Source organism: Kitasatospora sp. NPDC092039, assembly GCF_044756065.1.
GTDB lineage: Bacteria > Actinomycetota > Actinomycetes > Streptomycetales > Streptomycetaceae > Kitasatospora.
Genome location: NZ_JBIVSD010000010.1, coordinates 167,983 through 183,799, shown reverse-complemented (window position 1 = coordinate 183,799; position 15,817 = coordinate 167,983). Strand labels below are relative to the sequence as shown.

Sequence of the window (15,817 nt, the reverse complement as noted above, 5' to 3'; positions counted from 1 at the left end):
GCGTCCGGGCGGCGGCGTCCGGGCGGGAGGGCTGGGCGGGAGGGCTGGGCGGTCAGGGCACGAGGGCGCGGGTGGGGGGCGGGGTGGGGGCGGTGGGGGTGTGGCGGCGGGTGGGGCGCAGGGGCCACCACAGGGCGCGGCCGAGGAGGGTGGCCAGGGCCGGGACCAGGGCGAGCGAGAGGACGACGGCGGAGAGCAGGATGCCGAGCGTCAGCGCGAAGGCGATCTGGGCGCTGCCGGGGGTGGTGGCGAGGGTGGCGAAGGAGCCGGCCAGCACCAGGCCGGCGGTGGCGACGGCGGGCGTGGTGTGGCGGACGGCGCGGGCCACGGCGCTGCGGGCCGGGCCGGGGTGGTGCATCTCCTCGCGGATCCGGTCGGTGATGAGGATGTTGTAGTCGGTGCCCAGCGCGACGACGAACAGGAACAGCACCAGGGGCAGGGTGAAGTTGACGCCGGGTTCGTCCAGCACGTGCTGGAACAGCAGGGTGGCGGCGCCGAGGGTGGCGGCGAAGCCGAGGCCGACGGCGAGCATCAGCACCACCGGGGCGAGCAGGCTGCGCAGCAGGAGCAGCAGGATCAGGGCGATGAGGACGGCGGCGACCGGGAAGACGATCGTCAGGTCGTGGTCGACGGCGACGGAGATGTCGGCGAAGATCGCCGCCGTGCCGCCGACGTGGGCGCTCGTCCCGGCGGGGGTGTGGGCGGCGACGGTGGCGCGGACCGGGCCGGAGGCCAGGTCGCGGGCCCGTGCGCTCTGCGGGTCGGCGGCGAGGAAGAGGTCGATCCGGGCGGCGCGGTGGTTGTCGTTCAGGACGGTGGCGCCGACCTGGCCGACGCCCTCGGTCCCGGCGAGGGCGCGGGAGAGGCCGTCGAGCCGGGCGGGGTCGAGGGTGGCGCCGTCGTTCGCGGTGACGTAGACGGTGGTCGGGTCGGAGACGCCGGCCGGCAGGGCGCGCGCGATCTCCTTGGCGGTGGCCGCGGCCGCCGTCCCGGAGTCGCCGCCCTGGCCGTAGTCCATCCGGAGCCCGGTCATCCCGGCGGCGAGGGCGCCGAGCAGCGCGACGGAGCCGAGCAGCAGGGCCACCGGACGGCGGGCGACGAAGGCGCCGTAGCGGGCGGCCGCGCCCGCCCGCGGCTGCCGGGCCAGGCTGCGGGAGGGCCAGAACATCTTGCGGCCGCAGGCGGCGAGCAGGGCCGGCATCAGGGTGAGACTGCCCAGCAGCATGACCAGGACGGCGACGGCGATCGCCGGGCCGAGCGAGCGGAACTGCCCGAAGCTCGCCACGCCCAGGGTGGCGAAGGCGGCCACGATGGTCAGCGCGGCCGAGGTGATCGCGGTGCCGACCCGGCCGGAGACCTCGGCGGCGGCCGCACGGGCGGGCTGGTCGGGCCGGGCGCGCAGGTGCTCGCGGAACCGGAAGAGCAGGAACAGCAGGTAGTCGACACCGATGCCGAGCAGCACCACGGAGATCAGGCCGGGGGTGGAGGCGTCCAGCCGCAGGCCGGTGAGCGTCGCGGCGAGCGCCACCGCTCCGGCCGCCACGCCGCCGATCAGGGCGACCGCGAGCAGCGGCAGCACGGCCGCGAGCACGCTGCGGAACACCAGCACGTTGAGCAGGACGATCAGCACGGTGACCAGGCTGCTGCCGATCCGCGCGGCGACCCGGTTGTCGTCCGCGCTGTCGGCGGCCTCGGCCAGTGCGCCGGTGAAGCCGGTGCGCATCCCGGCGGCGGCGAACTCCGCGCGGGCGGAGTCCCGGAAGGTCCGGTAGACCTCCTGGACGCCCTCGTCCACGGCACTGCCGGTCAGTTCGACGGAGAGCAGCTCGAAGCTCCGGTCGGGCGCCGTCATCGCCGGGGCGATCCGGGGGGTCTGCGAGCGGTCGGGCTTGAGGAACGCCGGCTCGTCCTGGTTCCTGGGCATGGTGACCCGGCGTTGGCCGAGCTCCGCCGCCTCGGTCTCGATCCGCCGCCGGTCGCCGTCGGTGAGCGCCTTGCCGTCGGTGCGGGCGACCAGCACCGTGAGCGTGGTGGCGTCGGGCTTCACCCCGAACTGCTCCTCGGCGATCCGCAGGGCGGCGGCCGAGTCGTAGCTCTTCGGCAGGAAGTCACCGGTCTGGGACTGGGTGACCCGGCCGAGCAGTGTCGGGCTCAGCGCGGCCAGTGCCAGGCCCAGCACCGCCCAGAGGGCGATGACCTTCCAGGCGTGTCTGGTGGAGAATCCGGTCAGTGCGCGGATCACGGGGGTGCCCTCCGGGTGGTGGACGCGAACGTCGAACCTGGTCGCCGGGGGTTCCCGGCAGGTTTCCAGCCCATCAGGCGAAGGGGAGGGCGGGCGTCCGGGCAGCGGACGATCCGGGCCGGGGCCCCCGCTCCCCCCTGCGGGCCGGACCCGGGACCGTGCTCCTGGTCCGTGCGCCCGCCCTCGGCCGGAGGGACCATCCGGGGCCGGTCGGGCCGGTGCCAGAATGAGGCGTCAACGCTGGTCGGCCGGGAGGGAAGAGGATGGACGGGCGTCAACACCCCGGTGCGGCCGAGGGCGGGGTGCCGCGCGGCCGCGCGGAGGGCCTGCCGTGGACCCAGGCGGACGCGCTGGTGGCCGTCGGGGTCGGCACGCTGGACCTGCTCGCCCACCTGCTCGTCAGCGAGGTGGCGGGCACCCGCGGCGTCGACGTGCCGGGCTTCGTCCTGCTCGTGCTGGCGGGCGTGCCGCTGCTCGCCCGGCGCCGCCACCCGGTGCCGGCGCTCGCCGCCGTCCTGGCGCTCCAGTGCGCGATCGACCTGTCGGCCCCGATGGGCATCCACTTCGGCGCCGTCCTGACGGTGGCGGTGTACTCGGTCGCCCGCAACCGCTCCTGGCCGGTCACCGCGGGCGCCGCCACGGCGACGGCGCTGGTGACGATGCTGAGCCAGGGCGACTTCCCGGTGCCGTCCGCGGAGGCGGGCATCGCGGCCGTGGCGTCCACCGCGCTGGTGGCCGCGAGCGGCCTCGTGGTCGCCCGCTGGCAGCGCGAGGTGGCGGCCAACCGCCGGCTGCTGGCCGACCGCGCGGTGGCCGACGAACGCCGCCGCATCGCCCGGGAGCTGCACGACATCGTGGCCCACCACATCACCACCATGCAGCTGATGGCCGGCGGCGCCCGGGCCAACCTGGCGAACCCGGAGGTGGTGCGGGAGGCCCTGGTGACCCTGGAGTCCTCCGGGCGGCTGGCCCTGCGCGAGATGCGCCAGCTGCTGGACGTCCTGCGGGCCGGCGACGAGCCGGACGCCGCTCCGGCCTCGCCCCAGCCCGGGGCGGACGACCTCGCCCGCCTGGTGGAGGAGTCCCGCCGGGCCGGGCTGCCGACCACGCTCGGCGTGCGCGGGCCGAGCCGCCCGCTGCCGCCGACCCTCGGCCTGACGGTGTTCCGGATCGTCCAGGAGGGCCTGACCAACGCGCGCAAGTACGCCGGACCGGCCAGCGCCTGCGTCCTGCTGACCTACCGTACGGACGGGATCACCGTCGAGGTGCGCGACGACGGCCGGGGCGGGCCGTCCCCGGACGCGGGGCACGAACCGGTGCGCGGCGGGTACGGCCTGATCGGCATGCGCGAGCGGGTCGCCCTGCACGGCGGCACCCTGGAGGCGGGGCCGCGGCCGCAGGGCGGCTTCGCCGTGGTGGCCGAGCTGCCGCTGGCGGCGGAGGAGACGGCCGAGGCGGCCGTCTAGAGCGGGGAGCACGTCGAGCGCGTCGGCGGCGGGCTGCGCGGGGAGGCGGTGTACCGGTGACGCCCGGGATCAGGGTCCTGATCGTGGACGACCAGCCGCTGGTGCGGCGCGGCCTGTCACTGATCCTCTCCCCCGACCCCGCCTTCGAGGTGGTGGGCGAGGCGGAGGACGGCGCGCAGGCCGTCGCGCTCGCCGAGCGGCTGCACCCCGACGTCGTGGTGATGGACATCCGGATGCCCGTCCTGGACGGGGTCGCCGCGACCGAGGAGCTGGCCCGCACCCTGCCCGGGTGCCGGGTCCTGGCGCTGAGCACCTTCGACATGGACGAGTACGTGGTGGCCGCGCTGCGCGCCGGCGCGTACGGGTTCCTGCCCAAGGACGTCTCGCCGGAGGACCTCGCCGCGGCCATCCGCACCGTCCACACCGGGGAGGCGGTGGTCGCCCCGCGCCTGCTGACCCGGCTGATCTCGGCCTACGTCCGCACGCCCGTCGCCGCCGCGCCGCCCCGCGCCGGGACGGACGGGCTCACGCCCCGGGAGGTGGAGGTGTGGCGGCTGATGGCCGCCGGCCTGGACAACGCCGCGATCACCCGGGCCCTGGACATCAGCCACTCCACGGTGAAGAACCACATCACCAGCCTCTTCGGCAAGCTCGACGTGCGCGACCGCGCCCAGGCGGTCATCGCGGCGTACGAGTCCGGCCTGGTGACCGCCCGTTCGGGAGGCGCCGGCCAGGCCTGACGGAGGGGCCGGGCGGGGCGGGTCGGGCGGGACGGAGGGTCGGGCGGGCGGGCCGGGACGGAGCCAGGAGGACCCGGCGGGCCGGGGTGTCCGACCCGCCGCCTACCCTGGGTCCGAGTCGATGATCAAGGGGGCAGGACCGTGCGGATCGAACGCCATCAGGTGGATGCGGAGCGGGTGGCGCAGGCCGGCGAGGACTTCGTGGACCGGATCGGGCGGCAGGTGCACTCCTACTCCCGCGCCGGTCTGATGACCACGACCGAGTGGCAGCTGATCACCGACTCCTATCTGGACTACCTCGGGGCCCTGTCCACCACCCGGCCCGCCCTGGACTGCCCCGAGGCCGAAGCTGTCCTCAAGGACGCCGCCGAGGCCGCCGCCGGCGCCGTCTCCTTCGCCGCCTACTACCCGCGCGACCGCTTCAGCGTCTTCCTCGACTACCCGAACTTCGGGATGTCCTACGACCCCGAGTACGGGCAGGACCGCGACCCCCGCCACCGGGTCACCGCCGGGGAGTGGCTCGACGCCTTCTGCCTGGCGATCGTCGCCGACAAGGTCTCCCCCCACGGCGAGGCCTTCAGCTGGGCACGGCAGTTGATGCCCGACGAGCCGCTCACCCCGGCCCTCGAACTCGTCGACGGCTTCGTCGCCCACTTCTTCGAGGAGGAGGCCGACTTCCCCGCCGCCTCCCCCGAATCGCAGCCCGGTCTGCGCGCGCTGCGCGCCCTGGCCGACGGGGACCGCGGCGCCTTCGACGCCGCCCTCCTCGCGCTCCTCCAGGACGGCCCGCACGGCCGCGGGCCCGCGAGCCTGCTGCCGCTCGTCCCGATCGCCCTGGCCGCCCTCGCGTACCGCACCCACGGCTGGTCCCCGGCGGTCGACACCGACTACCTCCCCCACGCCCTGGTCACCGGCTTCGAGACGCCCGGCCCGCGCGTGCGGGGCCTGGGCCGCGACCCGCGCCCCGACGCCGTGGCCCGGCTCGCCGCCGGGCCCGTCGACCTCGACCGGCCCAGCCCCGCCCGGCCGCTCAGCCCGGACGGCGCGGCGCGGTTCGAGCGGCGCACCCTGGAGGCCCTCACGCCGAAGGAGGGCGAGCCGCTGGACGCGTGGGAGCTCACGGGCGCCCTGCGCTACCAGGGCTACCTCCTGTCGGCACGCGCCTCGCAGTCCGCCGACGCCACCGACGCCCTGCTCGCCCACCTGCGGCTCGGCTCCCAGCTGGGGGCCGCCGTGTTCCGGGCGGCCCTCGCCGAGCCGGGCACCGAGGCGGAGGTGACGATCGACGGGCGCAGGCTGCGCTTCCCCGCCCTGCGGGACAGGGACTTCGGCCCGGCCTTCTGGGAGACGGCCCTGTCCTTCGCCCTGGTCACCGGCAGTCCCGAGGACCTGGAGCCGCTCGTCCTGGCCGGCCCGGTGATCGCCGCCGAGGACCGCTCCCCGTTCGCCTCGTACCGCACCGCCCTGCACGACCACCTGCGCGGAGCCGACCCGCTCCCGGCCACCGAGCGGGCCCTGAAGGAGGTGGAACGAGCCGGGGACCGCAGCTTCCTGCCGCCCCCGGTCGTCCTCTTCTCGCAGCTGGTCCGGGGCGACGAGACCAGCTTCAACCTCGCCCTGCTGGACGCCCTGGAGGCCCACCGCGACCACCACCGCGTCGCCGACCGGGCCACCGACCCCGGTGCCGCGCTCAGCCTCGGCGTCCTCGGCCTCGCCTGCCACGCCCGCCGCAGCCGCGGCTGGGCCGTCCACGTCCGGTCGCCCTACCTGCCGCCGCGCCTGCTCCAGGCGGCCGGGCGGGCCCGAGAAGGTGGCGGGGAGCCGGTGGCCGCGCCCTGACCGTCCAGCGAACGGCCGGCGGGGTGCCCGGGCGGGGGTGGCCCGGACGGGGCCCGCTCCCACGCCGGGGGTGCGGAGCCCGCTCAGGCGTCGAGCACCTGGCCGCCGCGCCGGACGACCGGTCCGTCCACCGACCACGGGAACTCGATCCAGTCGTCGGTCCGCTTCCACACGTACTCGCACTTCACCAGGGAGTGCGACTTCTCGTAGATGACGGCGGAGCGGACCTCGGCGACGTGGTCGAGGCAGAAGTCGTGCACGAGCCTGAGCGTCTTGCCCGTGTCGGCGACGTCGTCGGCGATCAGGACCTTCTTGTCGGTGAAGTCGATCGCGGCGGGGACGGGCGCCAGCATGATGGGCATCTCCAGGGTGGTGCCCACGCCCGTGTAGAACTCGACGTTCACCAGGTGGATGTTCTTGCAGTCCAGCGCGTACGCCAGACCGCCCGCGACGAACACCCCGCCGCGGGCGATGCTCAGGACGAGGTCGGGCTCGTAGCCGTCGTCGGCGATCGTCTGCGCGAGTTCGCGCATCGCCCGTCCGAAGGTCTGGTAATCCAGGGTCTCGCGCGCATCAGTCACGGCGATCAGTGTCCACGGCCGCCGGCCGGGCCGCGAGCACCGGCGCGCTGGGGCGCCGCGCGGTTCCCGGGCGGCTCGGGGCGCCGGGCCCGTTTCGCGCACCGGGCAGCGGAGAGACGCCCGGGAGCGGTGAGAACCGGACCGGCACCACGAGGAGTGACGATGAAGGCCTTGACCTGGCACGGCAGGCGGGACGTACGAGTCGACACCGTCCCCGACCCGGTGCTCCAGGACTCCACCGACGTGCTCGTCAGGGTGACCAGCAGCGGACTGTGCGGGTCCGACCTCCACCTCTACGAGGTCCTCGGCCCCTTCCTGGACGAAGGCGACATCCTCGGGCACGAACCCATGGGCGTCGTCGAGGAGACCGGCCCGGAGGTGACCGCCCTGCGCGCCGGCGACCGGGTGGTGATCCCCTTCAACGTCTCCTGCGGCACCTGCCACACCTGTCGGCAGGGCCTGCACTCGCAGTGCGAGACCACCCAGGTGCGGGAGTACGGCAGCGGCGCCTCGCTGTTCGGCTACACCAAGCTCTACGGGCAGGTCCCCGGCGGGCAGGCCGAGCTGCTGCGCGTCCCGTTCGGCGACAACCTGCCGATCAAGGTGCCGCACGGCCCCGTCGACGACCGCTTCGTCTTCCTCTCCGACGTCCTGCCCACCGCCTGGCAGGCCGTCGAGTACGCCGCCGTCCCCGACGGCGGCAGCCTCGTCGTCCTGGGGCTGGGGCCGATCGGCGACATGAGCTGCCGGATCGCCCTGCACCGGGGTGCGGGGCAGGTGATCGGCGTCGACCTCGTGCCCGAACGCCTCGAACGCGCGCGGAGCCGGGGCGTGCACGTCCTCGACCTGCGCGAGCACGGCAAGGACCTGCCCGACGCCGTCCGCGACCTCACCCAGGGGCGCGGCCCCGACGCGGTCGTCGACGCGGTCGGGATGGAGGCCCACGGCTCGCCCGGCGCCAAGCTCGCCGCCCGCGTCACCGACCTGCTCCCCAGCGCCATGGCCGCCAAGCTGATGGAACACGTCGGCGTCGACCGGCTCCACGCCCTGCACCTGGCCATCGACATCGTCCGGCGCGGCGGCACCATCTCCCTCTCGGGCGTCTACGGCGGCCAGACCGACCCGCTGCCCCTGCTCACGATGTTCGACAAGCAGATCCAGCTGCGCATGGGCCAGGCCAACGTCCACCGCTGGGTCGACGACATCCTTCCGCTGCTCACCGACGACGACCCGCTGGGCGTCGACGCCTTCGCCACCCACCACGTCCCGCTCGCCGACGCCCCCGGGGCGTACGAGATGTTCCAGAAGAAGCGGGACGGCGCCGTCAAGGTGCTCTTCAAACCCTGAGCGCACCACCCGTGCTCCCCGGCACGGCCCACACCCGGGAGGCCTCCGCCATGACCGCACCACGACACCGCTTCGCCGGCCGCACCGCCCTGGTCACCGGCTCCTCCCGCGGGCTCGGCCTGCTCGTGGCCCGGGAACTGGCCCGCCACGGCGCCCGCGTGATGCTCTGCGCCCGCGACCCCGACGCTCTCGGCCGCGCCGAGCGGCGGCTGCGCGACGAGGGGGCCGACGTCGCCTCCCTCAGCTGCGACATCACCCGCCCCGAGGCCCCGCGCAGGCTCCTCGACGCCGTGCACGAGCGGTTCGGCCCCCTCGACGTCCTCGTCAACAACGCCGGGATCATCCAGGTCGGCCCGCTGGACGCGCTGCGCGAGGAGGACTTCCGCCAGGCCATGGACACCATGTACTTCGCGCCGCTGCGCCTGACCCTGGCCGCGCTCCCCGACCTGCGGGCCGGCGGCGACGGGACGGTGGTGACGGTCTCCTCGGTCGGCGGCCGGATCCCCGCACCGCACCTGCTGCCCTATGTGGCCGCCAAGTTCGCCGCGGCGGGCTTCTCCCAGGGGCTGCGCGCCGAACTCGCCGGGACGGGCGTCAGCGTCACCACCGTCCTGCCGGGGCTGATGCGCACCGGCTCGCACACCGCCGCGCGCTTCCACGGCCGCCCCGGGGCCGAGTACGGGTGGTTCGCCGCCGCGGCCAGCGCGCCGCTGCTCTCGATGGACGCCGAGCGCGCCGCCCGGGCGATCGTCCGGGCCGCCGCCCGCCGCCGCCCCGAGCTGGTCCTCACCCCCGCGGCGAAGATCGGCGTCCGGGCGCAGGGCCTGGCCCCCGCCACCACCGCCCGCCTGCTCGCACTCGCCGCCCGCGCCCTGCCCTCCGCCGGCGACGCCCCGCGTCACGGCGTCCCCGGCGCCGACGCGGCCGGCCAGAGCGCCCTGCCCTCCTGGGCCACCGCCCTCGGCGACCGGGCGGCGCGCCGGTTCGCCCAGCCCCGCCCGCACACCGGGCCCTGACCGCCGGCACTCCTGCGGCCGGAGCGCCCTGTCGGGCACCCGGCCGCAGGAGTGCCGGCGGTGAGGTGCGGTCAGCCGATGGCGACGTCGTCGAGCAGGAAGACGGTCGCCAGGTAGGGGTCCTCGGTGCCGGCGAACTCCAGCTTCACCGTCCGGCCCTTGTAGGCGGACAGGTCGACGGTCTTCTGGACGTACCCGGCCGAGGCGTCGGCGTTGGAGTAGGTGGCCAGCGCGGTGCCGTCGACCTTGACCTTCAGGGTGTCGTAGGCGGTGGGGCCGGCCTCCTGGGTGCTGACCTTCAGCCAGAAGGTGAGCTTCGGGCTGCCGGTGGCGGGCACCGTGATGTTCGCCTGGGAGAGGGACTCCGCGGCGGAGGTGCCGTAGCCCATCATCCAGGCGTACCAGGAGCCGCCGTGGGTGGCCTGGAGGGGGGAGTTGGTGATGTCGCTGTCGCTCTGGGTCCAGCCGGCGGTGCCCTGCTCGAATCCGCCGTTGACCAGCGCGTTCCCGCCCGGGGCCGGGGTGGAGGTCGAGGTGGGGGTCGGGTTCGGGGTCGGGGTGGACGTGGAGGTCGGGGTCGGGGTCGGGGTCGGGGTGCCGGTTCCCGGGTCGGGGAGGGCGGTGCCGACGCTGACGGCGGCCCAGGCCTTGGAGACGAGGTACCGCTCCCGGGAGTCGGCGCCGTACAGGTCGGCGGCCGCCTGGAGGGTGGCGGTGCGGGCGCCCGCGTAGGTGGTGGTGGAGGTCATGTAGGCGCTCAGGGCCCGGTACCAGACGGCGGCGGCCTTGTCCCGGCCGATGCCGGCGAAGGTGTCGTTGTTGCAGGTGGTGCCGTTGTGCGGGAGCCCGCCGACGGTCTTCGCCCCGGTTCCCTCGGCGGCGAGGTAGAAGAAGTGGTTGCCGATGCCGGAGGAGTAGTGGACGTCCGCCGAGCCGGCACCGGAGGTCCAGCAGGACAGCGACTTCCCGTCGGCGGCGGGGTCGTCCATCCGCCGGAGGTAGCCGCCCGCCATGTTGACCTTCTCGCCGATGTAGTAGTCGCCGGGGTCGGCGCTGTTGGCGGCGTAGAACTCGACCATGGTGCCGAAGATGTCGCTGGTGGCCTCGTTCAGGCCGCCGGACTCGCCCGAGTAGTTCAGGCCCGCGGTGGCGGCGGTGACACCGTGGCTCATCTCGTGGCCCGCCACGTCCAGCGAGGTGAGCGGGGTGTTGCCGTTCTGCGAGCCGCCGTCGCCGAAGGACATGCAGAAGCAGCTGTCGTCGTAGAACGCGTTCACCAGGTTGGTGTCGACGTGCACGTAGGCCGGGGCGCCGCGGCCGTCGTTGCGGATGCCGGAGCGGTTGAAGGCGTTCTTGTAGTAGTCCCAGGTCTTGGCCAGGCCGTAGGCGGCGTCGACCGCGGCGCTCTCCCGGCTGGACGTGGAGCCGTTGCCCCAGGCGTTGGTGGACCTGCTGAAGGTCCGGGCGTTCTGCGCCGGGCTCGACTGCGGGCTGTTGTACGAGTCGTAGACGATCGTGCCGCCGTGCGCCGCGTCGGTGAGGGTGTAGCCGCCACCGGACTGGGTGGTCTCCAGCGCCACCTGGCCGACGTTGACGCCGTTGCCGGTGCCGCCGACGCCCTGGTGCAGCTCGTACTGGTCCAGCGGCGCGCCGCTGCCCGCGTCCACGATCACCGCCTCCTGCGAGGCCGGGCCGGCCTCGCCCGCACCGGTGACCGTCGAACGGTACGCCAGGACCGGCACCTTGCCGACCGCGTACACCACCAGGGTGCTGCTGTCCGAGCCGCCGGCCTTCGCGTCCTTCACGTGCTTGGCGTGCTTCACGGCGGCGGCCGAGGCGTCGGCCGCCGTCAGCCTCGGCGAGAGGCCGGCGACCGATATCGCGCCCGGGTGCGCCAGGTTCGAGCCGGTGATCGCGCCGTCCCTGCCGCGGTGCACCACCAGGTCGCCGCCGATCACCGGCAGGCCCCGGTAGGTGCGGTCGTAGCGCACGTGCCGGGCACCGTCGGCGTCCACCAGCACGTCCTTCGCCACCAGGCGCTCGTCGGCGCCGAACCCGAGCGCGCGGGCCGTCGCGGCCGCCTCCCGGTCGGCCGTGCGCATCGCCTCACCCCGGACGTCGGCCGCCATCGCCTGGAACCCGGCGCCCGGCCGGGCGGCCGGGCCGCCGGTGACCGCGGTCGACTGGGCCGCTGCCACGGTCACGGTGCCCAGGGTGAGGGCGGCCGCGACGGCGGCGGCCAGCACGTTCTTGCGGGTCATCACAATCCTCCCGCCGAGCTGGGATAGGAGGGGGACGGCCGAAGAACGTCGTCTGAGGGGTGGGGGACGTCCGGCGGTCGGGCCAGCTCGACGGGCAGGACGCTAGGGCTCGCGGCGGCCCCCGCACATCGGGGAAAACCCTTGTCCTGGCGCAACGGGGCACTTCAGGCCCATCATGGCCCGGTGCCGGATGCTGTGATGTTGGCGAGCGTGCCCCAGGAGGCGGTCGACACCGTCCTGCCCGACGGAGCGGACGGCGCCCGCCGGGTGGTGCTGTTCGGGCCGCCCGGAATCGGCAAGACCACCGCGGCCGGAGTGCTGGGGCGGCGGCTGGGCCTGCCCGTCCTGCGGCTGGCACCGGGCCCGCAGGACACCCGGATCCCCTGCACCGGGCTGCTCGAACTCGCGCTGGCCCTGCGGCCGTTGCCCGCCGCACGGGAGCTCACGGCGGCACTGGACGAGGCCGTCGGCGAACCGGGTGCCCCCGAGCACGCCGGCCCGGCCCTTCGGCTGCGCCGGCTGACCGCCGCCCTGCTGCGGGACGCCTCCCCCATGACCCTGGTGGTGGACAACGCCCAGTGGCTGGACCCGGCCAGCGCGGCCGTCCTGGGCTGGGCCCTGCGCCTGACCCCGGAGCTGCCCGTCGTCGTGGCCGAGCGCACCTGGCGTCCGGGAGCCGGCGGCCACTGGTGCGGGGAGGACGCGTACCCGGTGGGCGTCCCGGCGCTGACGGCCGACCAGGTCGCCCGCCTGCTGTCGCCGTACCGGCTGGACCCGTGCGAGGTCGCGCGGATCCACACCCGCAGCGGCGGGAACCCGGCCCTGGCCCTGGCCCTCGCCGACCCCGCGGGCCCGCCCGCGGACCGGGGCGCCGGGGTCGAACCGGTCCTGCCGCCGGCGGCCCGCCGGCTGGTCGGCGAGTGGCTGGACGAAGTCCCCGCCCCGGTGCGGGAACTGCTGACGTTCGCCGCCCTGGACGACCGGCCCGACCACGAACTGCTCGCCCGCCTCGCCGGCCCGACCGCCGACACCCTCCTGGCCGAGGCCCGGGCGGCCGGCCTGCTCGACCTCGGGCAGGCCGACGGGAGGGTGCGGTTCACCGCCTCCGCGATCGGCACCGAACTCACGACCCGGCTGCCGGCCGCCGAACGCCGCCTGCTGCACGCACGCCTGGCCGAGGCCGGCCGCGACAGCGTCCGCCGCGACCGGCACACCGTGCTTGCGGCCGATCCCGCCGACCCCCGCACGGCCCGGCACACCGCACACCACGCCGCCCGCGCCGCCGACCGCGCCAGACTGCGCGGCGAGCTCCCGCTGGCCGCCGAACTCTCCCTCCTCGCCGCCGAACGCACCCCGACCGAGGACACCGCACTGCTCACCGAGAGGGCACTGACCGCCGCACGCGACGCCGCGCACTGCGGCGACCTCCCCCGCGGCCGGGCCGCCGCCCGCCTCGTCCTGGAGCACGACAGCAGTCCCGCCCAACGCGTCAGCGCCCTCGTGACCCTGCTCGACGCCAGCGGACAGCGTCTGAACGGCGCGGACGAGCTGTTCGCCGGGGCCGCCCACGAAGCGGCCGGCCGACCCGACCTGACCGCCCGGATCCTGCTCCGCCGGGCCATCGGGGCCAACGTCAACGACGGCGCCCCCGAACGGGCCGCCGCCCTGGCCGCCCAGGCCGCCGACCTCGCCCGGGCCGCCGGCGACACCACCACCACCGCACTGGCCCTGACCATGCAGGCCCGCGTCCAGCGCGTCCTCGGCAACCCCGGGGCCGACGCCACGCTCGACCGCGCCCTGTCCCTGCCCCGCCCCGCACCCGTCGCCGTCAACGCCACCCCCGAACACCTCGCCGCCCGGCACGCCCTCTTCGACGACCGCCTGTCCGACGCCCGGGAAGCACTGCTGCCCCTGCTCGTCCAGGCCCAGCGCGACGGCGATGCCGAGGGCACCGTGGACGTCCTGCGCAGCCTCGCCGAGGTGGAGATCCGCGCCGGGCGGTGCGCCCGGGCCCTCGACTACAGCGGCCGCGCCCGGGCACTGACCGAGCGGGCGGGCCTGCCGTCCGGACCGGCCTGCTACACCGCCGCCCTCGTCGAGGGCACCGCCTCGCGCACCGACCTCGCCCTCGCCCACGCGCTGCGCGGAGCCGACGCCTGCCGGCAGGAGGACAACCGGGTCTTCCTCTCGCGCAACCTCTTCGCCCTCGGGCACCTCCTGCTGGTCACCGGCCGCCCGAAAGAGGCCCTGGAGGCCCTGGAGGAGGTACGCGTCCTGGAGGAGCTCCAGCAGGTCAACGACCCGTCCGTGCTGCGCTGGCACGCCGACCTGGCCGAAGCCCTGATCGCCGTGGGCCGCCTCGACCAGGCCGGCCACCTGCTGACCGGCACCCGCCGCACCGCGGTCGACCTCGGCAGGAACTCCGTCCTCCCGCCCCTGGACCGGGCCCGGGCCCTGCTGGACGCCGCCCGCGGCGACTACGACACCGCCGCCCGCCGCCTCACCGGGACCGCCGACCGCCTCCACCACCTGCCCGTCGAACGCGGCCGGACGCTGCTGGCGCTCAGCCACACCGAACGGCGCGGACGCCGCCGCGCGAGCGCCCGGGCGGCGGCCCGGCGCGCCGCCGACCTCTTCACCGCCCACGACGCCCACCCCTGGACCGACGCCGCCACCCGCGCCCTGCACCGGCTCGACCCCGGCCTCCCGGACGACGACGCCCACCACCGGCTCACCCGGGCCGAACAGCGCTGCGCCCGGCTCGCCGCCGACGGCGCGAGCAACCGCGACATCGCCGCAGCCCTCACCATCAGCGTGAAGACGGTCGAGGCGACGCTGACCCGGGTCTACCGGAAGCTCGGGCTGCACTCACGGGTCCAGCTCGCCCACGCCGTCGCCCCGGCGCGGGAGTGACCTTCCGACACGGCGTCAGCGCCCCCGTCGCCGTGCCCGGCCCTCCGCCGGTGCGGCGGGGACAGCGGATGAGCACGTCGGAGCTCTGGTGGCCGGTGGGGGCCCAGGTGCGGACCTCCGGGTACGACGAACCCGGCCACCGTCACCGACCGCACCCCGCCGGCGGCGACCCGCGCCCGGTCGCACCGCCACCTCGCCAGTACCGAGCCCGGTCAGGTCGGCGGCCGGGAGGGCCTGCAACCGCTGGAGCACGGCCGACGGGAACACCTGCCGGCCCGTCTCGCGAACGCCCCGGACCACGCCAGCGGCCATCAGCCTCTTCACCGTCGGGATCGAGCACCCCAGGGCCGTCCCGGCTTGACCGGTCGTCACGAACCCACCCACACCTCCACGGTCGGCACCGCGCCCGCTCGCCGGGCCGAACACCCTCCACCGGCGCCGGATGCATCGAGGGCGCCGTCATCCCGGCAGGCCGCTGGGGGGGTCAGTGGGTGAGGCGGAGCACGATGGTCGAGTCGACGACGGTCTGGCCGGCCGGGGTGCCGCATCCGGCGCCGGTGCCGGTGCCCACGGCGTTGATGGTGTCGTCGGCGAAGCGCGCGCTGTCGGCCGTGACGGCGCCGGTGATGACCAGCGAGGCGGTGCCGTTCACCTTCACCACGTCGATCTTGTCGAACCTGAAGGTGGAACCGGTCTGGTCGGTCCAGTGGACGTTCGTGGTCGCGGTGTCCCCGTGTTCGTCGCCGGTGCACTCGGTGGCCGGCATGGTGACGATCCGTTCGAAGGTGCCGGTCGCCGAGGGCGTGCCCGCGGCGTCCACGCAGGAGAGCGTGCCGGTCAGGACGAGCGTGTTGGGCAGGTGCAGGTCGACGCCGCCCGGGGCGACGGCGGAGGCGAAGACGCCGTGGGAGTTCAGCACGCAGGTGGCGTCGGTCGTGGGCTCGGCCCGGTCGGCGCCGGCGGAGGCTCCGGTGAGCAGCGGGACCGCAGCGGACAGGGCCAGCAGGAGGGTGGCGGCGCGGCGCCGGGAGCAGCGGGAGATGGTCATGCCGTCACACGTACCAGCCCGTGGTGCCGGTGGCGGTGACCTGCGCCCGTTCGTAGGCGTGCCGGTGGGCCGCCGTGCTGCGGCGTTCGGGACCGGGGCCCGACGGGCGGGCCGGGCCCGCGGGTAGCCGTCCCATGGCGCTTCGGCGTCCCGTTCCGGCGTTCCAGGCTCGTCCCGTCCGCGCTGGTCAGGCCCCTGTTCGGCGTCCCACCTTCCCTGTCGTGGGGCGAGGTGTGGCGGCTGGGACGGATCGGCGCGCAGGCTTCGGTCGTCCGATCGGCGACCGGCCCGCCGCTCGGGGCCGCCGCGTCCCCTGGCGGATCCCGCGCCGCCCGAGGAGGCGGCCGCCGAACGCCGAACGCAC

General features: G+C 75.6%; 11 protein-coding genes. 6 read left to right on the top strand and 5 right to left on the bottom strand.

Annotated elements, in window-relative coordinates; genetic code table 11:
• Window positions 1–52: 52 nt before the first annotated feature.
• Window positions 53–2,242, bottom strand: coding sequence for an MMPL family transporter (locus ACIQI7_RS21120; protein WP_401112160.1), 2,190 nt, complete (start codon window positions 2,240–2,242; stop codon window positions 53–55).
• Between the two features lie 263 nt (window positions 2,243–2,505).
• Between ACIQI7_RS21120 and ACIQI7_RS21115 the strand changes: the two genes are divergently transcribed.
• From ACIQI7_RS21115 to ACIQI7_RS21105, 3 genes are all read left to right on the top strand, one after another.
• Window positions 2,506–3,708, top strand: coding sequence for a sensor histidine kinase (locus tag ACIQI7_RS21115; protein WP_401112157.1), 1,203 nt, complete (start codon window positions 2,506–2,508; stop codon window positions 3,706–3,708).
• A gap of 56 nt (window positions 3,709–3,764) precedes the next feature.
• Window positions 3,765–4,448: a response regulator gene (locus ACIQI7_RS21110; protein ID WP_401112154.1), complete on the top strand. Its 684-nt coding sequence runs from the start codon at window positions 3,765–3,767 to the stop codon at window positions 4,446–4,448.
• 141 nt (window positions 4,449–4,589) lie between these two features.
• A complete protein-coding gene (locus tag ACIQI7_RS21105; RefSeq protein ID WP_401112151.1) occupies window positions 4,590–6,287 on the top strand; it encodes an Imm49 family immunity protein in 1,698 nt (565 codons plus the stop codon).
• An 83-nt stretch (window positions 6,288–6,370) separates the two neighbouring features.
• Here the strand turns inward: ACIQI7_RS21105 and ACIQI7_RS21100 are convergent, their stop codons facing one another.
• Complete coding sequence (locus ACIQI7_RS21100) at window positions 6,371–6,868, bottom strand: phosphoribosyltransferase (RefSeq protein ID WP_387754723.1); 498 nt, start codon at window positions 6,866–6,868, stop codon at window positions 6,371–6,373.
• Between the two features lie 162 nt (window positions 6,869–7,030).
• Here ACIQI7_RS21100 and ACIQI7_RS21095 point away from each other — a divergent pair, with 162 nt between their 5' ends.
• A complete protein-coding gene (locus ACIQI7_RS21095; protein ID WP_401112147.1) occupies window positions 7,031–8,215 on the top strand; it encodes a zinc-dependent alcohol dehydrogenase in 1,185 nt (394 codons plus the stop codon).
• 50 nt (window positions 8,216–8,265) lie between these two features.
• Window positions 8,266–9,231 (top strand): SDR family NAD(P)-dependent oxidoreductase, encoded by a 966-nt coding sequence (locus ACIQI7_RS21090; RefSeq protein ID WP_401112144.1) that lies wholly within the window; start codon window positions 8,266–8,268, stop codon window positions 9,229–9,231.
• Window positions 9,232–9,302: 71 nt separating this feature from the next.
• Here ACIQI7_RS21090 and ACIQI7_RS21085 read toward each other — a convergent pair whose 3' ends face one another.
• Window positions 9,303–11,492, bottom strand: a complete 2,190-nt coding sequence (locus tag ACIQI7_RS21085) for a M4 family metallopeptidase (RefSeq protein WP_401112141.1) — start codon at window positions 11,490–11,492, stop codon at window positions 9,303–9,305.
• A 183-nt stretch (window positions 11,493–11,675) separates the two neighbouring features.
• Here ACIQI7_RS21085 and ACIQI7_RS21080 point away from each other — a divergent pair, with 183 nt between their 5' ends.
• Window positions 11,676–14,405: a LuxR C-terminal-related transcriptional regulator gene (locus tag ACIQI7_RS21080; protein WP_401112140.1), complete on the top strand. Its 2,730-nt coding sequence runs from the start codon at window positions 11,676–11,678 to the stop codon at window positions 14,403–14,405.
• 484 nt (window positions 14,406–14,889) lie between these two features.
• On the opposite strand, the gene ACIQI7_RS21075 is transcribed toward ACIQI7_RS21080, so the two are convergent.
• Entirely contained in the window at window positions 14,890–15,453 is a 564-nt protein-coding gene (locus ACIQI7_RS21075) for a hypothetical protein (RefSeq protein ID WP_401112138.1), read from the bottom strand.
• 4 nt (window positions 15,454–15,457) lie between these two features.
• Complete coding sequence (locus ACIQI7_RS21070) at window positions 15,458–15,589, bottom strand: hypothetical protein (RefSeq protein ID WP_401112135.1); 132 nt, start codon at window positions 15,587–15,589, stop codon at window positions 15,458–15,460.
• Window positions 15,590–15,817 lie beyond the last annotated feature (228 nt).